The sequence below is a fragment of the Streptomyces sp. NPDC052107 genome (assembly GCF_040680215.1).
Classification (GTDB): Bacteria; Actinomycetota; Actinomycetes; order Streptomycetales; family Streptomycetaceae; genus Streptomyces.
The window spans coordinates 37,480-63,278 of record NZ_JBFAWG010000041.1 but is presented as its reverse complement, the minus strand read 5'-3'; the positions used below and the strand labels follow the sequence as shown (position 1 = coordinate 63,278).

Below are 25,799 nucleotides of genomic sequence, written 5' to 3'. Positions count from 1 at the left end.
CTTGGCCTCGGCCTCGGGTGCCTCGGTGGTTTCCGGTGCGGCGGCGGCCGTCTTGCGGGTGCGACGCGGCTTGGCCTCGGCCTCGGGTGCCTCGGTGGTTTCCGGTGCGGCGGCGGCCGTCTTGCGGGTGCGGCGCGGCTTGGCCTCGGCCTCGGGTGCCTCGGTCGTCTCCGGCGCGGCGGCGGCCTTCTTCCGGGTGCGGCGCGGCTTGGATTCCGTGCCTTCGGCCGTGTCCATGGCGGCCTCGGCCTTCGGGGCCTCGGTCGCCTCAGCGGTGGCCGCAGCCTTCTTGCGGGTGCGGCGCGGCTTGGGCTCCGCCTCCGTGTCCGCCGGTGCGGCCTCGGTCGGTGCTGCCTCGGTGACGGCGGCTGCCGTCTTCCGGGTGCGGCGCGGCTTGGATTCCGTGCCCTCGGCCGTGGCGACGGCCGTCTCGGCGGCGGGCTCGGCCGTCTTGCGCGTACGGCGGCGCGGCTTCGCCTCCGCAGCCTCCACGGGCGCGGCCTCCGCCTGCGGCTCGGTGGCGACAGGCGCGGCCTCGGGGGCGGCGGCCGTCTCGGTCGCGGCCGGCTCCGCCGACTTGCGGGTGCGGCGGCGGCGCGAGTTCTCCGGGGCCTCCGGGGTCTCCAGCTGGGCCGGGCCCTCCGCCGTGTCGACCGACTCGACGGCGGCCTCGGTGGCCGTCACCTGCTGGGCCGGCGACCCGCCGCGCGTACGGCGACGGCGGCGCAGGGTGCGAGGAGCGCTGGACTCCTCCACGCCTGCGGCCTCCGGGGCGCCCGACTCGGACGCCGGCACCGCGGTGGTCGTGGTGGCGTCGACCGGCGCTCCGTTACGGGTGCGGCGGCGACGGCGCGCCGCACGGTCCGTACGCTCGCGCTCGGCGGTGCCGGACTCGGGACGGCCGTCACGCTCGCCCCGGCCACCACGGCCGCGGCCGCGAGCGCCACGCCCGCCGGTCTCGCCGAGGTCCTCCAGCTCCTCCGCGTCCAGACCGGCACGGGTCCGCTCCGAGCGCGGCAGGACGCCCTTGGTGCCCGCCGGGATACCGAGGTCGGAGAACAGGTGCGGGGACGAGGAGTACGTCTCCACCGGGTCGTTGAAGTCCAGCTCCAGCGCCTTGTTGATCAGCTGCCAGCGCGGAATCTCGTCCCAGTCGACGAACGTGATCGCCGTACCCTTGGCGCCCGCGCGGCCCGTACGGCCGACGCGGTGCAGATACGTCTTCTCGTCCTCGGGCGTCTGGTAGTTCACGACATGGGTCACGCCCTCGACGTCGATGCCGCGCGCGGCGACGTCGGTGCAGACCAGGACGTCGACCTTGCCGTTGCGGAACGCGCGCAGCGCCTGCTCGCGGGCGCCCTGGCCGAGGTCGCCGTGGACCGCGCCGGAGGCGAAACCGCGCCGCTGCAGCTGCTCGGCGATGTCCGCCGCCGTCCGCTTCGTACGGCAGAAGATCATCGCCAGTCCACGGCCCTCGGCCTGCAGGATGCGGGCGACCATCTCCGGCTTGTCCATGGAGTGACCGCGGTACACGAACTGCTTGATGTTCGCGACCGTCGCGCCCTCGTCGTCCGGCGCGGTGGCGCGGATGTGCGTGGGCCGGGACATGTAGCGGCGCGCGAGGCCGATGACCGCGCCCGGCATGGTCGCCGAGAACAGCATGGTCTGGCGCCGGACCGGCAGCATGTCGATGATCTTCTCGACGTCGGGCAGGAAGCCCAGGTCGAGCATCTCGTCGGCCTCGTCGAGGACCAGGCACTTGACGTGCTTGAGGTTCAGCTTCTTCTGGCCCGCGAGGTCGAGCAGCCGGCCCGGGGTGCCGACGACCACGTCGACGCCCTTCTTCAGGGCCTCCACCTGGGGCTCGTAGGCCCGGCCGCCGTAGATCGCGAGCACCCGCACGTTACGGACCTTGCCCGCGGTCAGCAGGTCGTTGGTGACCTGGGTGCACAGCTCGCGCGTGGGGACGACGACGAGCGCCTGCGGGGCGTCGGTGAGGGATTCGGGGGTGGCGCGTCCGGCCTCGACGTCGGCGGGGACGGTGACGCGCTCGAGGAGCGGAAGACCGAAGCCCAGCGTCTTGCCGGTGCCGGTCTTGGCCTGGCCGATGACGTCCGTGCCGGAAAGGGCGACGGGGAGCGTCATCTCCTGGATGGGGAAGGGAGTGATGATGCCGACGGCCTCCAGGGCCTCGGCGGTCTCGGGGAGGATCCCGAGGTCTCGAAACGTCGTAGTCAGGGTCATGCCTCTTCTGTGTGCGCGGCGCGAGGCGAGCGCGGGGGTCATGTGCGACCGTGCCGGGGACGTCGGCTGCCGTACGGGCGAGCCACTCAAGGCAAGCCGTATGACACGGGACCTCTGCCGACGCTCTAGCGCTCGTACCGCTGAGGGTGTCCCTCCGGTCGTCGTACGTACTGCGCCGTACGGCCAGGGAGGGCTGTCGGGTCGGAGCCGATCGGGCCACCGACCGGGCATCCTCATGCTGCGCCCTGTTCGAAGACGTCGACCACCGTCGACGCACTCTGGTAGGCGCTTTACCACCATACCCCGGATTCGCGCACATGCGATGGCCGATTTGGTCACGTCATGGTGGTCACACTGATCGGCCGTGACCTTCCGATGCCACGCGAGCGGGCTATTGTGCGCCTCATGACTAGCTCTGACAAGCCTGAAAACGCGTCCGCTGCCTCCGCCGAACCCACCGGTGTCGCCGCCCAGGACTGGGCGCAGGCCTCCGCCGACCCGCAGTACCGCGCCGCCGTCGTGGATCTGCTCGGCGCGCTCGCGTACGGGGAGCTGGCGGCGTTCGAGCGGCTCGCGGAGGACGCGAAGCTCGCGCCGACCCTCGCGGACAAGGCGGAGCTGGCGAAGATGGCCTCGGCCGAGTTCCACCACTTCGAGCGGCTGCGGGACCGGCTGACCGAGATCGGCGAGGAGCCGACGGCCGCGATGGACCCGTTCGTCGCCGCGCTCGACGGCTTCCACAAGCAGACCGCGCCCTCGGACTGGCTGGAGGGCCTGGTCAAGGCGTACGTCGGCGACTCGATCGCGAGCGACTTCTACCGGGAGGTCGCGGCACGCCTCGACTCCGACACACGTGAGCTCGTCCTCGCCGTCCTGGACGACACCGGGCACGCCGGGTTCGCGGTGGAGAAGGTGCGGGCCGCCATCGACGCCGACCCGCGGGTCGGGGGCCGGCTGGCGCTGTGGGCGCGGCGGCTGATGGGCGAGGCGCTGTCGCAGTCCCAGCGGGTCGTCGCCGACCGGGACGCGCTGTCCACGATGCTCGTGGGCGGGGTTGCCGACGGGTTCGATCTCGCCGAGGTCGGCAAGATGTTCTCGCGGATCACCGAGGCGCACACCAAGCGGATGGCTGCACTGGGCCTCGCGGCCTGAGAAGCGGTGCGCTCCGTGGGGGTGCGGGGACGCTCGCGGCTGCGGGTGCGTCGTGGCTTGTCGCGCCACGCGGCGGAGCCGCACATCAAACGCAGCCCCGCGCCCCTTGGGTGTCGCCGCTCGCCCCTCCGGAAAGGCGCGGTTGCTACGCCGTCGCTGATCGGCGCAGGCGGGCTGACGGGCGCAGGAGCAGGGACAGGGACGCCGCCGAGATGATCGCGGCGCCCAGCAGGCTCAGCCAGGCGGTGCCGGGGCCGAGGGCGGTGTGCGTGACGAAGTCGCCGAAGAGGGCGCCGGCGACGCCCGTGCAGAGCACCAGCGGGCGGGCCGGCAGGCGGTGGGACAGGCGGTACGACGCCGCCCAGGCGAGGACGAGACCGAGCACAGCGGATCCAAGCGCTTCCAGGATCATCTCCAGGTCCCTCCCACGGCACGTCTGCCCTTGACGGTCGTAGCCCGTCATACCCGTGACCTGCGGAGTGCAATCCTCCGCTATGGAGGAGTTGTGCTCCATCTGTGTGCCTCGCTCATACAGAAGGGCCCGGCGGCTCGCGGCCGCCGGGCCCTTGTGCATGACGTCGCCTACAGCGCGCCGAACCCCACCTTGCGCACGGTCGGCTCGCCGATCTCCACGTACGCCAGGCGGTCCGTCGGCACCAGGACCTTGCGGCCCTTCTCGTCCTGGAGGGTCAGCAGCTGCGTCTTGCCGGACAGCGCCTCGGACACCAGGCGCTCGACCTCCTCGACGCTCTGACCGCTCTCCAGAACGATCTCGCGGGGCGCGTACTGCACGCCGATCTTGACCTCCACGGCTATGTCCCTCCGACGGTCAGTGATGTGCGCGATCTTCCGCGCCGTACCCAGCACACATTAGCCCGGTGACAGGACCCGCACGCTGCCGACCGGAACGCCGTCAGCGAACAGCGCACGGGAACAAACGGCCGTCAGTGGTGTTCGGCGCCGTGCAGCGGGAAGCCTGCGATGCCCCGCCAGGCCAGCGAGGTCAGCAGCTGCACCGCCTGGTCGCGCGGCACGCTGCGGTCGCTGTGCAGCCAGGAACGGGCCACCACCTGGGCGAGACCGCCGAGGCCGGAGGCGAGCAGCATCGACTCCGCGCGCGACAGGCCCGTGTCCTCGGCGATGACGTCGCAGATCGCCTCGGCGCAGTCGTTGGTGACCTTGTCGACGCGCTCGCGGACCGCGGGCTCGTTCGTCAGGTCCGACTCGAACACCAGCCGGAAGGCGCCGCCGTCGTCCTCGACGTAGGCGAAGTAGGCGTCCATGGTCGCCCGGACGCGCTGCTTGTTGTCCGTCGTCGACGCCAGCGCGTTGCGCACGGACTGGATCAGCGACTCGCAGTGCTGGTCCAGCAGCGCGAGGTAGAGGTCGAGCTTGCCGGGAAAGTGCTGGTAGAGCACGGGCTTGCTCACGCCGGCCCGCTCGGCGATGTCGTCCATCGCCGCCGCGTGGTACCCCTGCGCGACGAAAACCTCCTGGGCGGCGCCCAGCAGCTGGTTCCGTCGGGCTCGGCGCGGCAGACGGGTGCCACGCGGGCGGGCCGCCTCAGTTTGCTCGATGGCTGTCACGCCGCCTCCCAAAGTCGTCCATATCGCGGTGTCAGCCGCGCGGCCATCGTACTTTTCGGTAACCGTGGTGTGCGCGGTGCGAGCGCAGAATTTCACGTACCGGACGGCGACGAAAGCTGCAGTCGGGCTCCCCGCGAAGTGCAGCGGGCTCTTCGTGCGGCCCGCGGGAGTCCGGCGAGGTCAGCGGTAGTCGTCCTCGTCGAGCGAGACCACTCGCGCCTGTTCGACCAGATCGGCCTCGTTCGCGCGGTCCGAATCCACGCCTGTCAGGGGGTCGTCGCGGTCCGGCTTGATGTCGGCGTGCTGCTCGGCGGCGTCCACCTCGTTGGCTTCGACGTCGATCTCAGGGGCCGTTTCGGCCTCCAGGTCCTCGATCGTGTCGGGTTCGGTGGGGTCATAGGCCATGGTGGGCTCCCTTCCTACGAACATCCCTGGAAACAGCAGGGGCCACATGCGGGTGCCCTCTGTACGAGCCTAGGAGACGGCGCAACCGGATGCCATGCCGTCCCGCCCGTTCTCAGCGGACCGGCTCGGTTCCGGTTCACTCGTGACCCGTGGGTCACTCTGTGACGCCGAACACATGAACCGGGACGTGATCACCTCGTAACATTGCCGCATGTCTTCGACCGAGTCGCCGTCTGTGCCGGCCGCCAGTGTGCTTCCGAGGGTGGCGCCCGTCCGGGTCGGCGAGGGCGAGCGGCTGCGGTCCGTGGGGCTGCCCGGGGTCACCCTCTCGATCCGGTCCCGCCGTCCCACGCGCGAGGGCCTGCCGTCCGCGCTGTACATCCACGGGCTCGGCGGATCCTCGCAGAACTGGTCGTCGCTGATGGCCGAGCTGGACGGCGTCGTCGACAGCGAGGCGGTCGACCTGCCGGGCTTCGGCGACTCCCCGCCCCCGGACGACGGGAACTACTCCGTCACCGGGCACGCGCGCGCGGTGATCCGCTATCTCGACGCCGCCGGCCGCGGCCCCGTCCATCTGTTCGGCAACTCGCTCGGCGGCGCGGTCACCACACGCGTGGCGGCCGTACGCCCCGACCTCGTCCGTACACTCACGCTCGTGTCGCCTGCCCTGCCCGAGCTACGCATCCAGCGCACCGCGGCGCCGACCGCACTGCTCGGCATGCCCGGTGTCGCCGCCCTGTTCACCCGGCTCACCAAGGAGTGGACGGCCGAGCAGCGAGTGCGCGGTGTCCTGGCGCTCTGCTACGGCGACCCCGGGCAGGTGTCGCCCGAGGCGTTCCAGCACGCCGTGGAGGAACTGGAGCGGCGGCTGCAGCTGCCGTACTTCTGGGACGCGATGGCCCGTTCCGCGCGTGGCATCGTCAACGCCTACACGCTCGGCGGACAGCACGGTCTGTGGCGCCAGGCCGAGCGGGTGCTCGCGCCGACCCTGCTGATCTACGGCGGGCGCGACCAGCTGGTCGGCTTCCGCATGGCCCGCCGGGCCGCCCGCGCCTTCCGCGACTCGCGCCTGCTGTCCCTGCCGGACGCCGGGCACGTGGCGATGATGGAGTACCCGGACGTGGTGGCCACCGCGTTCCGGGAACTCCTCGCGGAGACCGGGGACGCCGGCACCGACTCGGGCACGGGGAGCTGAGGCCGGCGTGGGACGCCACAGCCGCCGCGGCCCGTCTCCCAAGGGCGACTCCGCGGACGCAACCGCCGCCAGGCGGACGAGCAGTACCCGAGGCGTGCAGCCACTGCTGCCCGGCCAGCGCCAGGCACCGCCGAGCGAGACCGGCTCCGGTGCCGGGTTCCCGCCGCCCGACCCGCAAGAACCGCCGACGTTCGTCCCCTCCAGCCCGCCTGCGCATGGTGAGCCGCGGTTCGCGGAGGGGAGTCTGGTGCATGGTGTGCCGCCGTTCGCGGAGGGGACTCCGGCGCGTGGTGTGCCCCGCCTGCCCGATGGGACGCCCGCGCGGGGCGTCCCTGGGCTTCCGGACGGCGCGCCTGCGCACGGTTTCCTCAGACTTCCGGACGGCACGCCTGCGCGTGGTGTGCCCCGCCTGCCCGATGGGACGCCGGTGCGCGGTGGCCCTCGGCTTCCGGACGGCCCGCCTGCGCGTGGTGTCCCGAGGTTCCCTGACGGGACGCCGGCCCAGGGTGTGCCGCGGTTCGGCGAGGGGACTCCGGCGCGCGGTGTGCCCCGCCTGCCCGATGGGACGCCGGTGCGCGGTGTCCCTGGGCTTCCGGACGGCGCGCCTGCGCACGGTTTCCTCAGACTTCCGGACGGCACGCCTGTGCACGGTGTGCCCCGGTTTCCCGACGGGACGCCCGCGCGCGGCGTTCCCAGGCTTCCCGACGGCACCCCTGCGCACGGTGTGCCCCGTCTGCCCGATGGGACCCCCGCGCACGGTGTCCCCCGACTTCGTGAGGGCGCTCCCGCTCGTGGTGGGCACCCCGAGCAGCGGGAAGCCGGTGGGGGTTGGGGTGAGTTCGCGGGGGCGGCCGGGCCCGGTGCCGTGCTTCCGCGGCAGCGGCCGGGCGGCCCGGGGGCCGGGTCCGGGCCCCGGCAGGAGTACCTCGACGCCTTCGCCGTCGGGCGCGCCGGTGGCGTCGGCCTCGATGACGACATCGACGTCTTCGCGCCCCGCACGGGGAAGCCTCGCCCCGCCGAAGAACACCCGGCCGAGGCGCCGGAGGCGGACGCCGACGACGCACCCCCGGCCGGCCCGCCCGCGCAGCACCCCGTCGGCCTGCCCGCGCAGCGCTCCGGCGGCAAGGGGCGGGCCTTCACCGGAATCGCGGCGGCCGCCGTCACCACCGTGCTCGCGGTGGTCGTCGCCGGTCAGGTGAGCGGGGCGCACCGCGACGGCGAACAGTCGAGCTCCGCCACCGACCAGGCCCGGGACGCACGCACCCCCGGAGCCGAGGCCCCGTCCGCCTCGCCCGGCACGGTCACGCTGTCGTACGAGCAGAAGATGGACCGGACGTACCCGCTCAGCGCCACGCTGAAGGGCTCGGGGAAGTTCGAGACCGTGCCCGGTTTCGCCAAGGCGCCCGGCAAGGGGCAGAAGTACACCTACCGTGTGGACATCGAGCAGGGACTCGGCCTGGACGGCGAACTGTTCGCCGAGGCCGTGCAGAAGACCTTGAACGACGACCGCAGTTGGGCCCACGACGGCGCCCGTACCTTCGAGCGGATCTCCTCCGGCAAGCCCGACTTCGTGATCACGCTGGCCAGCCCCGGTACGACCGCCAAGTGGTGCGCCAAGTCCGGGCTCGACACCGCCGAGGACAACGTCTCCTGCGACTCGGCCGCCACCGAACGAGTGATGATCAATGCATACAGGTGGGCCGAGGGCAGCAAGACATATGGGGACAAAATCCACGCCTACCGGCAGATGTTGATCAATCACGAGGTCGGTCACCGGCTCGGCCACGGCCACGTGACGTGCCAGAAAGACGGCGAACTCGCCCCCGTCATGCAGCAGCAGACCAAGTTCCTCGACCATGACGGAATCCACTGCCTGCCCAACCCTTGGCCCTATCCCGCGAGTTGACAGGTGCCGCTTATGTCACATTGACATGAGCTGCAAGTTCGTTCATATTTCTGCCCATGTGGTCTAGTCATGCCGTCCGTGAGAGCGCAGCCATCGAGCTGGCGCTCATCGGCGTGACCGCACTCTGCGTGGCCGACATCCACTGTCACTGACGCCGCCCTCTGGCGTTCGCGTCGCGACCCTTTTCCTCCTTATTGCGTCCGTGCGTGAGTCACGGATCGAGTCATGGATTTTCGACGACCCGACGCCAGGGCTGACGTTTGCCCGTAATCGTCTCACTTCTTGTCTATCAGTCTCAGCATTCGAGAGGTCGTCATTCCGATGCGTCAACCGTCCGTCATAGCGCGCCGCGTGGCAGCGGCATCCGTCAGCCTGGTCGTGGCAGCGGGCGCCGCCGCCTGCGGCCCGAAGGACAACGATGCCAAGGGCTCCGGTGGCGACTCCACGCCCCACAAGGGCGGCACCCTCACGGTGCTGAACTCCGAGCCGCAGACCGACTTCGACCCGGCCCGCCTCTACACCTCCGGCGGCGGAAACGTCCCTTCGCTGGTCTTCCGCACCCTCACCACGCGCAACCGTGAGAACGGCGCGGCCGGCGCCAAGGTCGTCCCCGACCTCGCCACCGACACCGGGCGCCCCAACAAGGACGCGACCGTGTGGACGTACACCCTGAAGGAGGGCCTCAAGTACGAGGACGGCACCCCGATCACCTCGGCCGACATCAAGTACGGCATCGAGCGCTCCTTCGCCCCCGAACTCTCCGGTGGCGCGCCCTACCTGAGGGACTGGCTGGTCGGCGCGGCCGACTACCAGGGGCCCTACAAGGACAAGAAGGGGCTCTCGGCGATCGAGACGCCGGACGCGCGGACCATCGTCTTCCACCTGAACAAGCCCGAGGGCGAGTTCCCGTTCCTCGCCACGCAGACGCAGTTCACCCCGGTGCCCAAGAGCAAGGACAACGGCACCAAGTACGAGGAGCACCCGATCTCGTCCGGCCCGTACAAGGTCGTCAAGAACGAGAACGACGGCGAGCACGTGGTCCTTACGCGCAACAAGTACTGGTCGGCGGGTGTCGACGACCAGCGCAAGGCCTACCCGGACACGATCGACGTCCGTTCCGGGCTCGACTCGTCCGTGATCAACCAGCGGCTGTCCGCGTCTCAGGGTACGGACGCGGCCGCGGTCACCACGGACACCAACCTCGGTCCGGCCGAGCTCGCCAAGGTCAGCGGCGACAAGGAACTGGCCGCGCGCGTCGGCACCGGCCACTTCGGCTACACCAACTACATCGCCTTCAACCCGACCGTGAAGCCCTTCGACAATCCGAAGGTGCGGCAGGCGATCGCCTACGCCGTCGACCGGTCCTCGGTGGTCAACGCGGCAGGCGGCAGCGCGCTCGCCGAGTCCGCCACCACCTTCCTGCCCAACCAGAAGTCCTTTGGCTACACGCCGTACGACCCGTTCCCGGCCGGTGCGTCCGGCAACCCGGCCAAGGCCAAGGAGCTGCTCGCCCAGGCCGGCTACAAGAACGGGCTCACCATCACGCTGACCCACTCCAACGCCAAGGACTTCGAGACCAGCCCGGAGATCGCCACCGCCATCCAGGACGCGCTCAAGAAGGCCGGCATCACGGTCAAGCTGCAGGGCCTGGAGGACAACGACTACCGGGACAAGATCCACGGTGTGAAGACCGAGCCCGGCTTCTTCCTCGCGCACTGGGGTGCCGACTGGCCCTCCGGCGGTCCCTTCCTGGCCCCGATCTTCGATGGCCGGCAGATCGTCAAGGACGGCGCGAACTTCAACACGGGCCTGCTCAACGACAAGTCGGTCAATGCCGAGATTGACGCGATCAACAAGTTGACCGACCTCGGCGCCGCCGCCAAGCGCTGGGGTGCACTGGACGAGAAGATCGGCGAGAAGGCCCTCGTCGTGCCGCTGTTCCACCCGGTCTACAAGCGCCTGTACGGCAAGGACGTCAAGAACATCGTCATCAGCGACTGGACCGGCGTGCTGGACATCTCCCAGGTCGCGGTGAAGTAGCGACGTGAGCGAGGCACTCGTCGCCGTCGAGGCCGCCGGGACGGACGCTTCCGTCCCGGAGGCCTCGGGGGCCCGTCAGTTCTGGCGGAGGCTGCGCGCGCAGCGCGCCGCCCTGGTCGCCGCGGCCGTCGTCGCGCTGCTCGTCCTGGTCGCGCTCGCCGCGCCGCTGCTCACCGCTCTGGAGGGCCAGGACCCCACCACGTACCACCCGTCCCTGATCGACTCCGCGCGCGGGGGCGTGCCCACCGGCTCCATCGGCGGTATCAGCGCCGACCACTGGCTGGGCGTCGAACCGCAGACCGGCCGCGACCTGTTCGCCCGCCTGGTGTACGGGGCGCGGGTGTCGCTGGGCGTCGCGCTCGCGGCCACGGTGGTGCAGGTCGCCATCGGGGTGGCGGTCGGTGTGGGCGCCGCGCTCGGCAACCGATGGGTTGATCAGCTGTTGAGCCGCGCCACGGACATCATCGTCTCGATGCCGTTGATGATCATGTCGTTGGCCCTGCTGGCGATCGTGCCGTCGAGCTTCCCGCGGCCCGTGCTGGTCACCCTGGTCATCGGCCTGATCGCCTGGGGCAACATCGCGAAGATCGTGCGGGCCCAGACACTCTCCCTCAAGGGGCTCGACTACGTCGCCGCCGCCCGGCTGAGCGGCTGGGGCGCCTGGCGGATCGCCCGTCGCGAACTGCTGCCCGGCCTCGCCGCGCCCGTCATCACGTACGCCGCGCTGCTGGTACCCACGAACATCTCCGTCGAGGCGGCGCTGTCCTTCCTCGGCGTCGGCGTGAAGCCGCCCACCCCGTCCTGGGGACAGATGCTGACCGCCGCTGACGTCTGGTACCAGGCCGCGCCCCAGTACCTGCTGCTGCCGGCCGGCGCCCTGTTCATCACCGTCCTGGCCCTCACCGTCCTCGGCGACGGCGTGCGCACCGCCCTCGACCCGCGCGCCGCCTCCCGCCTGCGCGTCGGCACCGGCCGCAAGGACGACAGGGGCGCCGAGGACGCCAAAAGCGCCAAGAGCGACAAGGAGGCGACCGCATGAGCGGCCTCGGCGGCTTCCTGCTGCGCCGCGCCGTCGGCGTGGTGATCACCCTGCTCGCCATCTCGTTGATCGTCTACGTCGTCTTCTACGTCACCCCCGGCAACGTCGCCCAGATCACCTGCGGCCCGCGCTGCTCACCGGAACAGGTGCACCAGGTCGCCCAGCAACTGAAGCTCGGCGACCCCCTCTACCTGCGCTACTGGCACTTCCTGGAAGGGCTCTTCGTCGGCCAGGACTTCTCCACGGGCACCGCGGTCGAGCACTGCGCCGCGCCCTGCCTGGGGCAGTCGTACCAGACCGATCAGCAGGTCCTGGACATCATCCTGACCAAGCTGCCGGTCAGCCTGTCACTGGTCCTCGGCGCGATGGTGGTGTGGCTCGTCCTCGGCATCGGCAGCGGAGTGCTGTCCGCATGGCGGCGCGGCCGTATCTCCGAGCGCGTGCTGACCGCGATCACCCTCGCGGGCACGGCCACGCCCGTCTTCGTCATCGGCCTGGTGCTGATGATCGTCGTCTGCGGCGAACTGCAGCTGCTGCCCTTCCCGCAGTACGTGAACTTCTCGGACGATCCCGAGCAATGGGCGTGGAATCTGCTGCTGCCCTGGCTCTCGCTCGCCCTGATCGAGGCGGCGGCCTTCGCCCGCCTCACCCGCGCCGCCATGCTGGAGACCCTCGCCGAGGACCACATCCGCACCTTCCGGGCGTACGGCGTCGCGGAGCGCTCCATCGTCGGCCGGCACGCCCTGCGCGGCGCCCTGGCACCCGTGATCGCGCTGAACGCCAACAACGTCGGCTCGGCCGTCGGCGGTGCCGTCCTCACCGAGACCCTCTTCGGGCTGCCCGGCATCGGCCAGGAGCTGGTGCACGCGGTGAAGGTCGTGGACCTGCCGGTGGTCGTCGGCATGGTCCTGGTCATCGGCTTCTTCGTGGTCCTCGCCAACGCCGTCGCGGACGTCCTGTACGCCGTGGCCGACCGACGGGTGGTACTCCAATGAGCCTGGTGGAAGTCACGGACCTGACCGTCGAGTTCGGCGCGCTGCGGGCCGTGGACGGACTCTCCTTCAGCCTGCCGAAGGGTGCCGCGCTGGCCTTGGTCGGCGAATCCGGCTCCGGCAAGTCCACGGTCGCGGGCGCCCTGCTGGGCCTGCACCGCGGCACCGGAGCCCGGGTCACCGGCTCGGTCCGCGTCGCCGGCACCGACGTACAGGCGGCCCCGGACGAGGAGCTGCGGCGGCTGCGCGGCGCCAAGGCCGCCATGGTCTTCCAGGACCCGCTGTCCTCGCTGGACCCGTACTACGCGATCGGCGACCAGATCGCCGAGGTCCACCGCGTGCACACGCGCGTGTCGCGTCGTGCCGCACGCGCGCGTGCCGTGGAGGTGCTGGACCGGGTGGGAATTCCGGACGCGGCACGGCGGTCCCGGTCGCGCCCGCACGAGTTCAGCGGCGGCATGCGGCAGCGCGCCCTCATCGCCATGGCCCTCGCCTGCGAGCCGGACCTGCTGATCGCCGACGAGCCGACCACCGCTCTCGACGTCACCGTCCAGGCCCAGATCCTCGACCTGCTGCACACGCTGCGCGAGGAGACCGGCATGGGCCTGCTGCTCGTCACCCATGACGTGGGCGTGGCCGCCGAGAGCGTGGACGACATCCTCGTCATGCGGCACGGCAGGGTCGTCGAGCAGGGCCCGGTCGGCACGGTCCTCGCGGCGCCCACCGCGACGTACACCCGGCAACTCCTCGACGCCGTCCCGCGTGTGGACACCCGCCGCACCGGCTCCCGGGCCTCCGACGAGGTCGTGCTGGAGGCCAACGGGGTGCGGCGTGAGTTCGGGCGAGGCAAGCGGGCGTTCGCGGCCGTGGACGACGTCTCGCTGACCGTTCGCCGAGGCGAGACGCTCGGCGTGGTCGGCGAGAGCGGCAGCGGCAAGACCACGCTCGGCCGGATGCTGGTCGGGCTGCTGGAGCCGACCGCCGGCGCGATCCGCTCCCAGGGGCGCCCGCACACCGGCGTGAACCCGGCCGTCCAGATGGTCTTCCAGGATCCCGTCTCCTCCCTCAACCCGCGTCGCAGCGTGGGCGAGTCCATCGCCGACCCGCTCCGCGCGCGTGGGGACCACGACGAGGAGCGCATCCGGGGACGCGTGACGGAACTGCTGGAGCGCGTGGGGCTTGAAAGGGCGCACTACGACCGCTACCCGCACGAGTTCAGCGGCGGCCAGCGCCAGCGCATCGGCATCGCCCGGGCGCTCGCCGCCGACCCGCGCGTCATCGTCTGCGACGAGCCGGTCTCCGCGCTCGACGTCACCACACAGGCCCAGGTGGTCGAACTGCTCGGCGAACTCCAGCGGGAACTCGGCCTCGCGCTGGTCTTCATCGCCCACGACCTCGCCGTCGTACGGCAGGTCAGCGACCGGGTCGCGGTGATGCGCCAGGGCCGGGTCGTCGAGTACGGGCCCGCCGACGAGGTGTACGACAGCCCGCGCGAGCCGTACACCAGGCAGCTCCTGGCCGCCGTACCGGCGCTCGACCCGGAGTTGGCGGCACAGCGGCGCGAGGCGCGAGGCGAACCGGCCGTGGCGTAACGTTTCGTGCACGGTTGATCGCCCTGTGAGGCCTTAGCGCGGCCGAACGCTACCCGCACGCGAAAGTTACGGCCGTTCACCCCTTTTGGTGGCGCGATGGACAACCGTCCGTCGCGCCACCGCCTTGTCCCCTTACGTTCGTCCCGCTGCGAGCCGCCGAACGGCGGCTCACCGGACGGAGATCGGGGGTGCACGCGTGCGCATCGGACTGCTTACGGAAGGTGGCTACCCGTATGTGAGCGGTGACGCCGGACTCTGGTGCGACCGGCTCGTGCGCGGGCTCGACCAGCACGAGTTCGACATCTACGCGCTCAGCCGCAGCCGGCACCAGGAGGACGACGGCTGGGTCGCGCTCCCACCGCAGGTCAGCCGGGTGCGTACGGCGCCGGTGTGGACGGCCGAGGACGACGGGGTCGCCTACGGACGGCGCACGCGCCGGCGCTTCACCGAGTGCTACGGCGAACTGGTCGCCGCTACGTGCGCCGGAGCCGACCCGGTGTCCGGGGGCGGGTCCACCGACATGGCGGACCGTTTCGGCAGCGCGCTGTACGAACTCGCCGAACTCGCCCGCGAGGAGGGCGGACTGGTCGGCGCGCTGCGCTCGGACGCCGCCGTACGCACCCTCGAACGTGCTTGCCGCGCCCCCGGCGCGCTGCGCACGGCGCGCGAGGCGCGCGTACCCGATCTGCTCACCGTCACCGCACACCTCGAACGCGCCCTGCGCCCGCTCTCCCTCGACTGGTACGGCGACGAGGACCTCGGCGCGGCCGACCTCTGCCACGCCGCCGCCGGCGGCCCCGCCGCCCTCCCCGGGCTGCTCGCCCGGCACTTCTGCGAGGTGCCGCTGCTCGTCACCGAGTACGGCGTGCAGCTCCGCTCGCACTACCTGGCCCTCGGCCCCGACACCGCCACCCCCGCCGTACGCGCGCTGCTCGGCGCCTTTCACGGCAGGCTCGCCGCCGAGGTCTACCAGCGCGCCGAGGTCCTCACCCCCGGCAACGCCCACGCCCGTCGCTGGCAGGAACGGTGCGGCGCCGACCGGGCCCGGATCCGCACGGTCTACCCGGGCATGGAGGCCACCCGCTTCGCGGAGGTCGGCGAGGCCCCGGACCGCGCCGATCCCGGCACTCTGGTCTGGGTCGGGCGCGTCGAACCCGCCAAGGACCTGATCTCGCTGCTGCACGCCTTCGCCGAGGTCCGCAAGGAGGAGCCCAAGGCGCGCCTCAGGATCGTCGGCGCGCCCTCCGGACCCGAGGGCGCGGCCTACCTCGGTCACTGCCGGGCGCTCGCCGCGCAGCTCTTCCCGGACGAGGCGGAGGGTGTGCACGCCGTCGGCGACAACCCCGTCTCCTTCGAGGAGATCGGCGACCCGGAGGCCCCCACGCTGCCCGAGGTGTACGCGGCCGGCGCGGTCGTCGTGCTGTCGAGCGTGGTCGAGGGCTTCCCGATCGGCCTGATCGAGGCCATGTTCTGCGGCCGGGCCACGGTGTCCACCGACGTCGGCGCGGTGGTGGAGGTCATCGGCGGCACGGGGCTCGTCGTGCCCCCGCGCAATCCACGGGCACTCGCCGAGGCGTGCGTGGCGCTGCTGCGCGATACCGAGCGCCGTGAGCGCCTCGGCGCCGCCGCGCGCGCCCGCGCGCTCGAACTGTTCACCGTCGAGCAGAACATCGCGGCATTTCACGGCATTTACCTGCAGATCGTCTCGCGCTGCCCGGTCCGCCGCGTCGTCCTCGACGAGGCCGGCGAACCCCTGCCGTTCGCCACGCCCGCCGAGTCCCACGTCCCCGGCCGCTGGACCGGCACCACGGCCCGCGTCCTGCCCCGGACCGCCCCCAACTGGGCCACGGCCCCACCGGTACGCGCGACACGACTGGCCGCCGCGGAGGGGGCGTGATGACCACACGGGACGACCGCACGGGTGCGGACCGCACGGGCGGAGACGGCACCGGGGTGAGGGACGAGCTGACCGAACGGAGCACGCCGGGGGACCTCGGCTCATCGGGCACGGGGGTGCCGGGTGGGCTGGGAGACGAGGATTCTGCTGCGGGGGTGCCGAAGGCGCTGAGCGGGTTGGGCGTGCGGGGCGTCGGGGGGTCTGGGGAGGCGGAGGGCCTGGGTTCGGCCGCCGGGGCGCCGGAGGGGCTGAGTGGGCTGGGCGCGCGGCCGGGCTCGGCTGCCGGGAGTTCGAGGGAGCCGGGCGGGCTGGGCACCGGCGTGTCGGAAGGGGCGGCCGGCTCGGGTTCGGCTGTCGTGGCGGGGGCTTCTGATGACGGTGGTCTGGTGGCGAGTGCGGTGGGCGGGCTGGATCGGCCCGGGATGCCCAGCGCCGCTGAGCCTTGGGACTCGCGGTCGGGGGAGTGGTTCGAGGCAGAGCGGGGCGGTGCGCAGGGCCTGTTCGGCGAGGACTCGTCGGCGCCGTCCGCCTCCGTGCGCGGTGTGTCAGGCTCAGCCGACGTCGCCGAGCCGGACGGGGGGCCGGGGCGCCCCGTAGCGCTCGCCGCGGGGGCCTTGACCCAGGCGGCGCCGGACAACTCCCGGTCCGGCGAAGGGGAGTCGGGCAAGGGGCGCGTCGCCGCGCCTCGGCGTGGAGCCGCCGACCCCGTGAAAGCCCTGCTGCACCGGCACCGTGAGCTGTGCGAGCGGGCCGTGGACCCGTTGGAGATCGCAGCCGGGCTGGAGGCGCACGGCGTCACCGAGCGGACCGCCGCCCGCTTCCGCCACCGCGATGTCTTCTCCCTCGCCGAGGAGCTGTACGCGCGCGTGCCGCGAGGCGGTGAGCGGGGCCCGGAGTCCGCGCCCCCGCCCGTCCCCCGCGTGCGCGCGGACTGGGTCCTGCTCACCCTCCTGCCCGGCACCCTCGGTGCGGCCACCGTGGCCGGACTGCGCCTCACTCACGGCCAACCCCGCCTCGTGGTCGCCGCCGTCGGCATCCTCGCCGTAGCCCTCGCCACGCGTGCCGCACTGCGCCGCGGGCCCCTCGCCGGTCCGCCCGGCACGCACGCGTGGCGCACGAACGGCACGCGCGCGTGGACCCTGTGGCTGCTCGGGTACGCCCTCCTCGGCGACGGTCTGCTCCACGCCGTCGTGACCGGTGGCCCCGATGCCCTGCCGACCGGCGCCCCGGACGGCCCCTGGCCCACGGCCGTCGCGCCCGTCCTGGCCCTCACCGTGGCCTGCGCCCCGGCGGCCTGGTGCGCCCACCTGCTCGGCGCGGGCGCCCGCCGCAGGCTCGCCGGCAGCCGGGGTCTGGAGGACTTCACGGCCGCCGCCAAACCGTTGCTGTTCGCCACGTCCGCCCTGTTCCTGGGCGCGCTCACCGCCCTGCTCCTGGTGTGCGGCACCGTCCTGCACGACTCCGTGGCCTATCCACAGGCCCTCGCCCTGGGCGCCCTGCTGCTGTTCGCCCGCCTGCTCACCGTGCACGGCCATCGGCACGCCCCGGCCGTGGCGCTCGGTGCCGCGGCGGCAACGGAGGCGGTGTCCCTCGCCCTGCCGCTGGCCGGAAGGCTGCCGGGCTGTGCCGTCCTGTCGGCGCCCGTACGGGCCCTCGTGGCGGCCTGGGGCGAGGCCGCCGTCCCGGCCCTCGCCTGCGGCACGGCCGCGCTGGCCCTGTTTTTCCACGCCGGCCGCACCCTCACCCAGGCCTCGGCGCACGCGCCCACGGGAGCCCCCGAGTGAATCTTCCGCCGCCGGCCCGAACCGCCGCCGGAGGCGAACGCACCACCTCTTTTTGAAGGAGACCACCAGATGACCACCTCCCGACCCGGAGCGTCCGGAGCCCCCGGAACCTCCGGCGCGTCCGCAGCAGTCGCAGCCGCGGATGCACAAGGCGGGACCGCCGGAGCCGGAGTCCGGGAAACCACCGGATCGGCCGTCACCGTGAGCGCGGGCGGACCCACCGCACCCTCCTGGCCCAGCGCACACCAGTGGCCCACGGCACCTGTCCGCCCCGCCGGTCGCAGCAACGCCAGTCACATCGGCCCCGCCGGTCACGCCGGCGTCCACACCACGGGAGCCGCGCGATGAGAGTCCTGCTGATCGGAGCCAACGGATACATCGGCCGCTTCGTCGCCGACCGCCTGCTCGCCGACCCGGCCGTCCAGCTCACCGCGCTCGGCCGCGGCGACGACGCCGACGTCCGCTTCGACCTCGCCACCGGCAGCCCCGGCGCACTCACCCGCTTCCTGGACGCGGTCCACCCCGGGGTCGTCATCAACTGCGCCGGCGCCATCCGCGGCGGCGCCCGCGAACTGACCCGGCACAACACCGTGGCCGTAGCCACCATCTGCGAGGCCCTGCGCCGCAGCGGCTGCGGGGCCCGTCTGGTGCAGATCGGGTGCAGCTCCGAGTACGGGCCGAGCCAGCCCGGCTCCTCCACCGCCGAGGACGCCGTACCGCGTCCCGGAGGCCCGTACGGCGTGAGCAAGCTCGCCGCGACCGAGCTGGTTCTCGGTTCCGGACTGGACGCCGTCGTGCTGCGGGTCTTCTCCCCGGCCGGCCCTGGCACCCCGGCCGGCTCCCCGCTGGGCCGGCTCGCCGAGGCGATGCGGCGCGCGATGCAGTCCGGCGACGGCGAGCTCAAGCTGGGCGGCCTCGGCGTGCAGCGCGACTTCGTCGACGTACGCGACGTCGCCCGCGCCGTGCACGCCGCCTCGCTCTCCGCCGCGCAGGGTGTCATCAACATCGGCTCCGGCCGCGCCGTCCGCCTCCGTGACGCCGCAGCAGTCCTCGCGCGTGTGGCGGGATACGGCGGCGCCCTGCACGAACTCGACGCCCCGCCCGGCCCGCTGCGCAGCGCCATCGGCCACCCCCGTGCCGACTCCGACCACGCGTCCGCGGTGGCGTACCCGTATCCGGACGGCTGTGGCAGCTGGCAGCAGGCCGACGTGCGCACCGCGCGCGACCGGCTCGGCTGGCGGCCCCGCATCAACCTCGAAGAATCCCTGGCCGACATCTGGATGGAGGCGGCATGCCGCATCTGACCAGCACCACAGCAGGCGCCACGAGCACCGGCCTGCGCACCGCCATCGGCGTACCCGGCTACGCCCACCCGCTCGTCGCCCCCGCCCAGTGGGCCGAGCTCGCCCGCCCGGGCACCCCGCTGGACTGGGTGGTCCTGAACGTGGCCACCGGCCCTGGCACCCGCCCGGACCCGCACTGCCTGGAGGCGGCGGGCCGGCTGCGGGGAGCGGGCGTCCGCGTCCTCGGCCACCTCGACCTCGCCCACGGGGCCCGTGCCTTCGCCGACCTGCTCTCCGACGCCCACCGCCACCTCGACTGGTACCGGGTCGACGGCTTCCTGCTGGACCGCTGCCCCACCGACCGCGCCGCGCTTCCCGAGGTCCGCCGCGCCGTCACCACCCTCCGGACGATCAGTGACACTGCCCACATCGTCCTCGGCCACGGCAGCCATCCGCACCCCGGGTACGCGGAGAACGCCGATCAACTGGTGACCTTCTCCGGCCCCTGGGCCGACTACCGCTGGTCGCAGGTCGCCGAGTGGACCGCCGACTACCCGCCCGACCGCTTCTGCCACTTCGTACACGGCGTGCCCCGCGGCCACCTGGAGGAGGCGCTGCGCATCGCCCGCTGGCAGGGTGCGGCGACGATCTACTTCACCGACCGCACGGACCGCGGCGGCCGCACCGACCCCTGGGAGACCATGCCCGGCTACTGGGACGAAATCGTCTCGCGTATCGGAACAGGTGTCTCGGAATGAAGAAGGCCGTGGCAGTGTTACGAGGAGAACAACTGTAGTGATTGACCGACCAACGGAGTCCCCGTGTCGCTGCCACCCCTGGTTGAGCCAGCCTCTGAGCTCACCGTAGACGAGGTCCGCAGGTACTCCCGCCACCTGATCATCCCCGACGTGGGCATGGACGGGCAGAAGCGGCTGAAGAACGCCAAGGTGCTCTGTGTGGGCGCCGGCGGCCTGGGCTCGCCGGCGCTGATGTACCTGGCCGCCGCGGGCGTGGGCACCCTCGGCATCGTGGAGTTCGACGAGGTCGACGAGTCGAACCTGCAGCGCCAGATCATCCACAGCCAGTCCGACATCGGCCGCTCCAAGGCCGAGTCCGCCCGTGACACCGTCAAGGGCATCAACCCGTACGTGAACGTGGTCCTTCACGAGGAGCGGCTCGAGGCCGACAACGTGATGGACATCTTCAGCCAGTACGACCTGATCATCGACGGCACCGACAACTTCGCCACGCGCTACCTGGTCAACGACGCGTGCGTGCTGCTGAACAAGCCGTACGTGTGGGGGTCGATCTACCGCTTCGACGGCCAGGCCTCCGTCTTCTGGTCCGAGCACGGTCCCTGCTACCGCTGCCTCTACCCGGAGCCCCCGCCCCCCGGCATGGTCCCCTCCTGCGCCGAGGGCGGCGTCCTCGGCGTGCTCTGCGCGTCCATCGGCTCCATCCAGGTCAACGAGGCCATCAAGCTCCTCGCGGGCATCGGCGAGCCGCTGGTCGGCCGCCTGATGATCTACGACGCCCTGGAGATGACGTACCGCCAGGTCAAGGTCCGCAAGGACCCGAACTGCGCGGTCTGCGGCGAGAACCCGACCGTCACCGAGCTCATCGACTACGAGGCCTTCTGCGGCGTCGTGTCCGAGGAGGCCCAGGCGGCGGCCGCCGGCTCCACGATCACTCCGAAGCAGCTCAAGGAGTGGATCGACGACGGCGAGAACATCGAGATCATCGACGTACGCGAGCCGAACGAGTACGAGATCGTCTCCATCCCGGGCGCCCGGCTGATCCCGAAGAACGAGTTCCTCATGGGCACCGCCCTTGAGGGCCTCCCGCAGGACAAGAAGATCGTCCTGCACTGCAAGACGGGTGTCCGCAGTGCGGAAGTCCTCGCCGTCCTGAAGTCCGCGGGCTTCGCCGACGCCGTTCACGTCGGCGGCGGCGTCATCGGCTGGGTCAACCAGATCGAACCGCACAAGCCGGTCTACTGATCAAGGGTCTCGCCGACCAGCGGGACTGACGAAGCCCACGGCTCTGAGCTGCTCAGGTGCCGTGGGCTTCGGTCGTTGTCGGTTGGCGTGGGGTGACCTTGGACGGCCCCAGGACGGCCCAGGTGTAGCCATTACAGAGGTGCGGCCTTGCCCAGCGAGTGACCCAAGGTGCTGATCACCCTGCCTAGGCGTGCGTTGGCTTCGGCGGGCAAGGCCGGGAGGGGGGCGCCGGCGGCAAGGTGCTCGCCCACGAGCCACAGCACCTCGTACAGGTCCTCAGCGCTGGCGCGGTCCAGGCGGAGAACAACGTCATTGGCCATGGCTGCAAGCCAACCCAATGCCGTTGACTGCGACGCCGTCTGAGCACCGCATGAGGAGTTCTGTCCGAGCCTGCTCCGGCTGCGGTCGCTCGGCTGGTGTGACAGCCGGACGGAGACGCCGGCCTGTGTCCCCGTCCGGCGTCGTCGATGTCAGCCGTGGATGTCAGCGACCTTCCGATCCGTAAGATCTGGCAGGGCGTTGGGCGGGGCGTACATCCTCTTCCGGGTTGATGGCTGGCGATGATGATCACCAGACCGCTGGATTCCCGCGGCGACTGAGTGGCGGATACGGCATCGACGGCACGGGTGCTTGTGCCCCTGCGCGTGATGCTGCACGAAGGGCCGGTGTCGCAGCCGGTCAGACTGGGATGTGGATCGTACCGGTCGAGATCGGGTCGGGCGTGGCGTGCCTCGTGTTACCGCTCTCATCCATGACGAAGGTGTTGGTGTAGGTCACCTTCTCCAGGAACAGCGACTGTCCCGATGGGCAGCTGAAGTCACCCGCTCCGGGCGGGCCCACGGTCAGGCTCCCGGTGGTCTGCCCGTTGCTCACGGGGAAGTCGCCGGAGGTGATCAGATCGCTCGTCACCGTCTCCTTGTTCGCTGCCCTCGGGTGCTTGCCGCCATTGTTGAAGCACTGGTAGAGAGCCGTCCCGGTCGCCGTGAGCGTGATGCGGACGCTGGTCGTGCCGGTTCCAAGGCCGGCGTCCTTGAACGAGGTCGTGAGGGCCCCGGTGGTGTTGCTCACTGTGTTGGTAGCGAAGATGAAGTGCGGGTTGTCGGCGAGTGCCGGTGTGGCAACCAGCACGGTGCTGCACGCAGCCGAGATGAGTCCGAGCGCGATGCGTCTCATTCTTTCTTCCTCTTGTCTGCCAGGTTCCTCGAATCGGCCGAGAAAGCCCGGGTCACTGCCTCCTGCGGTGCATTGCCGAGCGGCCGGGCCCGGGAGGGCACGACCGAGACAGGCGGAATTCCACCAAGGGGGAAAGCGGCGGCGCGGACCGTTGCTGACGGTGCTTCAGGTCCGCATCGCACTTTGCCCCACGGCGGCCCGACACTGCACGGTCCGGAGGTATTTGCCCCAAAGCTAGGCATATTGGAAATGAATGACAAGGATCAAAGGGGCATAAAGGTGCACAACGCCACTTTTGGCCCTTACGGCCAGGAGTTCTGCCTCGTTCGGGTGCCCTATTGCCCCATGTCGTAAGCCCTCGTCGGCTCTGGTGAGCGGCTGACGGGGTGTCGTGCGCAGGGCGTTGGGGGGCTGGTCCACGGTCCAGAACCGAGGCCTTGGCGATGCCGTCCGCGAGTGAAGCCGGCGGATCGAGTGGTGACGTGGGGTCGGGTTGGAGACGGTGTGACCTGAGCCGCCGAAAGTCAGCTACGACGGCGGGTGCGCCGAATGGGCACCCGTCACGTGTGTTTCCAGCGGCCCCGTGCCGGCCTCGGCACGCTTCTACCAAGCGTCACGGGCCGGACCGCCTCACACGAGGTCGGTGCAGCGGCTTTGGGGGGGGGCGCTGCTTTGGCGCGAGTGATCATGGCCCCGTAAGCTTCCGGCGCGTCGGGCAGGTAGTGGACCTGCCCGGTAAAGCACGACGTTGGGGCCATGATCTTCGAGTCTCGCGCCAAAGTGGGTCCGTAACGCCGCGTCCCCCTTCTCTAACGGCAGGCGGCTGATTGCTGCGCGCGCGGCCCGGGCGCCGGCCGGGCAGGAGCGCGGGCCGGCCCCCCGGCGCTGTTTCACTAGGCGGGCAGGCACGTGGGGCCGGCTCTGTCTTGAGAGGTAAGGCCTCAGGAGCGGCTACGGATCACCACATGCCGACCCGCCCAAAGACGCTCGGGTGAGAAACCGCCTGGCGTCTTACCGCGCCATTAGGAGCGGGCCGGCGCCCGGGCCGCGTGCGGGGAGCGGAGCGAGCCGCCTCGCAGCGAGAAGCGGACCCGCGAGGCAGTGAACCGAGCCTTCGCGTACGGCCCTGACACCGATGACGGCCCCACGACGGCCCAGGGGAGTTGCGATGCGAGAAAGCAGCAGGTCACGGGGCATATTGCCTGACTTGCCGGTCTACTGATCAAGGGTCTCGCCGACCAGCGGGACTGACGAAGCCCACGGCTCCGAGCTGCTCAGATGCCGTGGGCTTCTGTCGTTGTCGGTTGGCGTGGGGTGACCTTGGACGGCCCACCGCATTGTCAGTGCTTGAAGGAACCCTTAGCCCCCTCTTTCGCGCCTCGCATCTTGCCCCGCGCTTCGAGGGCGGCACCCTTTGCTGCGAGAGCATCTTTGTGTACCGCGTGAGCCAGCGTTCGCACGGTCTTTCCTACAACCTGTTCGGCCTTTGCTTTGGCCTTCTCTCCGGTACTCATCTCAGTACCTCCGCGCTCACTGGCCGAGTGCCCTTGAGGGAAGGGGGAAACCCCTGAGCAGGCGTTGTCCCACTGCCGCACCGCGTCTGCCTGAGGTGGCCAGAGCCAGTAGCGGCACTCCGGAGCGAATGCTCGTACCCGCTGTTCCGCCCCAGTGCCTCTGCAGCCGCCCCCCAGGCCGGGCCCGCCGCACCGGCGCGTCGACCGCCCCCTCGTCCTTGTTGCAGCACACCGCGACGGCACGCGGCTGGGCCATGGGCCGCAACCCACGGAGCGACCGCTTCTTGCCGAAGCAACTCGGGCGAGGGCGCTGCATTGGGCTGGGGTGCCCTTCACCTGTGCTGATGGTCCGCAGACGTCCGTGGTCGTCCGCCGCTGTTCGTTGGCGTTGTCACGCAGCCAGACACTCACACCGTCGCTCCTCATGGCCCAGCGCTGATGGATCGCCGCGAACGGCTGCCCCGCGTGTGAGGCGCGGGTCCGGTCAACCGCCCGCTCGATCGTCGCGAGGTGCGCTGCCACGATCGGCGTTGCCTTCCCGTACCCGCTGGGGTCCGTGGCCAGCCTGCACGCCATGCACAGCGGTGATACAGGTGTCCGAGCGAGCCGGCCGGGGCACTCGACATCGCTGGTGCTGCTGCCTGGTCCGCCCCGGGTGCCGTCCACCGGTCACCCGGAAGCTCGCACGTGTGGTCCCCGCCCAGCACGGATTCCACCCCCGGAACCCCTTCGTGATCACGAGCCTTGGGCTGTCACACCCGGAGACCTGCGGTGACCTGCGACGACCTCTGTCGTTCGGCTCTGCCGTGTGCCCTGTCCGAGCTGCTGGGGGCCGGCACAGATTTCTTCGAACTCTCGCGTTGCCACCTTCACAGGTGGTGGACACGTAGGGACGGAAGCAGCGAGAGGAAGCCATGGCCATCGACAGTGAGGACGAGTTCACCGATGTCTACCGCGCTCACTGCGAGGACGTGCTGCGCTTCGTCCGCCGGCGTGCTCACCCGATGAACGTGGACGACATCGTCGGTCGTTCCGCTCGTTCGGGTGCGTATCTCGTGCAGGTTATGCCCCAGGTACCCAGGATTGACCTCGCGATGTTTCTCCTCATGAAGGTGGAAGGACATGCCGACGTACGTCGCCTTGCTGAGCTGGACTGATCAAGGAGTCCGAAACTACAAGGACACTGCGAAGCGCGCCGAGACCTTCGGCTCAGCGGTACAGAATCTCGGGGCGAAGCTCTTGAGCATCTACTGGACCGTCGGTCTGTACGACCTCGTGGCCGTGGTCGAGGCACCCGACGACGAAACTGGCGCCGCAGCGCTCCTGCAGCTCGGTGGGGTGGGCAACGTCCGTTCCACGACGCTGCGGGCCTTCGGCCGAGAGGAGATGGAGCGCATCGTCGCCAAGGCGGCCGGCTGACGACCACCAAGGGCAGTGGGCCGTCCGGGGTTGTTGACGGTTGCCTGTGGTCGCGGTGGTCAGTACTCGTCTGCTGTACAGCAGCGGCACGGAAGCCGCTTGGCGCTGTTCAAAGGGGCGCCTTGGGCCTGAGCTGGGGGAGACGCTGACCGTTCCGCTGCCGAGGCGTTGGCCGACGTTGCCTGCTCTTCCCGTCGAGTGCGGCTCGATCGGGCATGCAAGGGGCACGGCGTCACGTGTTGGAGGGATCTTCTCGGTTCTGGTGAGCGCGTTCGAAGCTGCGCGTGGCCGGGATTACGGCAGCAGGCGTGACCACCAGGTAGATCAGACCGGACCACGGCTGAGGGATCTCGGACTGAAGCGCGATCGACAGGGCTGCCAGGGCCACAAGCCAGGCGAGCAGCAAGGGCCGCCGAGCGAGGTGGCGCAGGATGCCGGTGAACCTCCCTGGTTGCTGTGCGGCGTTGGCGTCGGTTGGCTTCATGCACGGACTGTATCCCCGCCGTGGACGCGGCGGCGGGCGAGGGCGATGACGGGGATGTGTTTGTGGCCCTCGGCTCGCTTCTTGAGGTGGTAGG

23 protein-coding genes are annotated in these 25,799 nt (G+C 71.1%); 15 read left to right on the top strand and 8 right to left on the bottom strand.

The window, feature by feature from the left end:
- Positions 1-2,244, bottom strand: a 2,244-nt coding sequence (locus AB0M27_RS31185) for a DEAD/DEAH box helicase (RefSeq protein ID WP_365726556.1), incomplete at its 3' end; no start/stop codon positions are given.
- A 405-nt stretch (positions 2,245-2,649) separates the two neighbouring features.
- On the opposite strand from AB0M27_RS31185, the gene AB0M27_RS31180 reads away from it, so the two are divergent.
- Complete coding sequence (locus tag AB0M27_RS31180) at positions 2,650-3,396, top strand: ferritin-like fold-containing protein (protein WP_199832851.1); 747 nt, start codon at positions 2,650-2,652, stop codon at positions 3,394-3,396.
- A gap of 145 nt (positions 3,397-3,541) precedes the next feature.
- On the opposite strand, the gene AB0M27_RS31175 is transcribed toward AB0M27_RS31180, so the two are convergent.
- The 4 genes from AB0M27_RS31175 to AB0M27_RS31160 form a co-directional block, all read right to left on the bottom strand.
- On the bottom strand, positions 3,542-3,808 hold the full coding sequence (locus AB0M27_RS31175; RefSeq protein ID WP_365726554.1) for a hypothetical protein: 267 nt from the start codon (positions 3,806-3,808) through the stop codon (positions 3,542-3,544).
- Between the two features lie 170 nt (positions 3,809-3,978).
- Positions 3,979-4,206 carry a DUF3107 domain-containing protein gene (locus tag AB0M27_RS31170; RefSeq protein ID WP_323375523.1) on the bottom strand — a complete coding sequence of 76 codons (228 nt, stop codon included), beginning with the start codon at positions 4,204-4,206 and terminating at the stop codon, positions 3,979-3,981.
- Positions 4,207-4,340: 134 nt separating this feature from the next.
- Positions 4,341-4,982, bottom strand: a complete 642-nt coding sequence (locus AB0M27_RS31165; RefSeq protein WP_351799355.1) for a TetR/AcrR family transcriptional regulator — start codon at positions 4,980-4,982, stop codon at positions 4,341-4,343.
- Positions 4,983-5,162: 180 nt separating this feature from the next.
- Positions 5,163-5,387, bottom strand: a complete 225-nt coding sequence (locus tag AB0M27_RS31160) for a hypothetical protein (RefSeq protein WP_365726552.1) — start codon at positions 5,385-5,387, stop codon at positions 5,163-5,165.
- 211 nt (positions 5,388-5,598) lie between these two features.
- Here AB0M27_RS31160 and AB0M27_RS31155 point away from each other — a divergent pair, with 211 nt between their 5' ends.
- From AB0M27_RS31155 to moeZ, 12 genes are all read left to right on the top strand, one after another.
- Positions 5,599-6,582 (top strand): alpha/beta hydrolase, encoded by a 984-nt coding sequence (locus AB0M27_RS31155; protein ID WP_365726550.1) that lies wholly within the window; start codon positions 5,599-5,601, stop codon positions 6,580-6,582.
- 571 nt (positions 6,583-7,153) lie between these two features.
- On the top strand, positions 7,154-8,488 hold the full coding sequence (locus AB0M27_RS31150; protein ID WP_365726548.1) for a DUF3152 domain-containing protein: 1,335 nt from the start codon (positions 7,154-7,156) through the stop codon (positions 8,486-8,488).
- Between the two features lie 56 nt (positions 8,489-8,544).
- Complete coding sequence (locus AB0M27_RS31145) at positions 8,545-8,640, top strand: Ms4533A family Cys-rich leader peptide (RefSeq protein WP_365726546.1); 96 nt, start codon at positions 8,545-8,547, stop codon at positions 8,638-8,640.
- Between the two features lie 169 nt (positions 8,641-8,809).
- Positions 8,810-10,528, top strand: coding sequence for an ABC transporter substrate-binding protein (locus AB0M27_RS31140; RefSeq protein WP_365726545.1), 1,719 nt, complete (start codon positions 8,810-8,812; stop codon positions 10,526-10,528).
- Between the two features lie 4 nt (positions 10,529-10,532).
- On the top strand, positions 10,533-11,567 hold the full coding sequence (locus tag AB0M27_RS31135; protein ID WP_365726543.1) for an ABC transporter permease: 1,035 nt from the start codon (positions 10,533-10,535) through the stop codon (positions 11,565-11,567).
- Positions 11,564-12,562: an ABC transporter permease gene (locus AB0M27_RS31130; RefSeq protein ID WP_365726541.1), complete on the top strand. Its 999-nt coding sequence runs from the start codon at positions 11,564-11,566 to the stop codon at positions 12,560-12,562. The genes AB0M27_RS31135 and AB0M27_RS31130 overlap by 4 nt, the downstream gene beginning before the upstream one ends.
- Entirely contained in the window at positions 12,559-14,151 is a 1,593-nt protein-coding gene (locus tag AB0M27_RS31125; RefSeq protein ID WP_365726539.1) for an ABC transporter ATP-binding protein, read from the top strand. Before AB0M27_RS31130 ends, AB0M27_RS31125 begins: the two co-directional genes overlap by 4 nt.
- Positions 14,152-14,347: 196 nt before the next feature.
- Positions 14,348-16,048: a DUF3492 domain-containing protein gene (locus AB0M27_RS31120; protein ID WP_365726536.1), complete on the top strand. Its 1,701-nt coding sequence runs from the start codon at positions 14,348-14,350 to the stop codon at positions 16,046-16,048.
- Between the two features lie 422 nt (positions 16,049-16,470).
- Positions 16,471-17,832, top strand: a complete 1,362-nt coding sequence (locus AB0M27_RS31115) for a hypothetical protein (RefSeq protein ID WP_365726576.1) — start codon at positions 16,471-16,473, stop codon at positions 17,830-17,832.
- 344 nt (positions 17,833-18,176) lie between these two features.
- Positions 18,177-19,136, top strand: a complete 960-nt coding sequence (locus tag AB0M27_RS31110; protein ID WP_365726534.1) for an NAD-dependent epimerase/dehydratase family protein — start codon at positions 18,177-18,179, stop codon at positions 19,134-19,136.
- Entirely contained in the window at positions 19,124-19,873 is a 750-nt protein-coding gene (locus AB0M27_RS31105) for a spherulation-specific family 4 protein (protein ID WP_365726532.1), read from the top strand. The genes AB0M27_RS31110 and AB0M27_RS31105 overlap by 13 nt, the downstream gene beginning before the upstream one ends.
- A 63-nt stretch (positions 19,874-19,936) precedes the next feature.
- Positions 19,937-21,115, top strand: a complete 1,179-nt coding sequence (gene moeZ, locus AB0M27_RS31100; protein WP_365726530.1) for an adenylyltransferase/sulfurtransferase MoeZ — start codon at positions 19,937-19,939, stop codon at positions 21,113-21,115.
- A gap of 131 nt (positions 21,116-21,246) precedes the next feature.
- Here the strand turns inward: moeZ and AB0M27_RS31095 are convergent, their stop codons facing one another.
- Both AB0M27_RS31095 and AB0M27_RS31090 read right to left on the bottom strand, forming a co-directional pair.
- Positions 21,247-21,435: a hypothetical protein gene (locus AB0M27_RS31095; RefSeq protein WP_365726528.1), complete on the bottom strand. Its 189-nt coding sequence runs from the start codon at positions 21,433-21,435 to the stop codon at positions 21,247-21,249.
- Between the two features lie 358 nt (positions 21,436-21,793).
- Positions 21,794-22,288 (bottom strand): hypothetical protein, encoded by a 495-nt coding sequence (locus tag AB0M27_RS31090; protein ID WP_365726526.1) that lies wholly within the window; start codon positions 22,286-22,288, stop codon positions 21,794-21,796.
- Positions 22,289-24,716: 2,428 nt separating this feature from the next.
- On the opposite strand from AB0M27_RS31090, the gene AB0M27_RS31085 reads away from it, so the two are divergent.
- Both AB0M27_RS31085 and AB0M27_RS31080 read left to right on the top strand, forming a co-directional pair.
- Complete coding sequence (locus tag AB0M27_RS31085) at positions 24,717-24,959, top strand: hypothetical protein (RefSeq protein ID WP_365726524.1); 243 nt, start codon at positions 24,717-24,719, stop codon at positions 24,957-24,959.
- Positions 24,925-25,221 (top strand): GYD domain-containing protein, encoded by a 297-nt coding sequence (locus tag AB0M27_RS31080; RefSeq protein WP_365726523.1) that lies wholly within the window; start codon positions 24,925-24,927, stop codon positions 25,219-25,221. Before AB0M27_RS31085 ends, AB0M27_RS31080 begins: the two co-directional genes overlap by 35 nt.
- A gap of 232 nt (positions 25,222-25,453) precedes the next feature.
- Here AB0M27_RS31080 and AB0M27_RS31075 read toward each other — a convergent pair whose 3' ends face one another.
- A complete protein-coding gene (locus AB0M27_RS31075; RefSeq protein ID WP_365726521.1) occupies positions 25,454-25,705 on the bottom strand; it encodes a hypothetical protein in 252 nt (83 codons plus the stop codon).
- Positions 25,706-25,799: the final 94 nt, after the last annotated feature.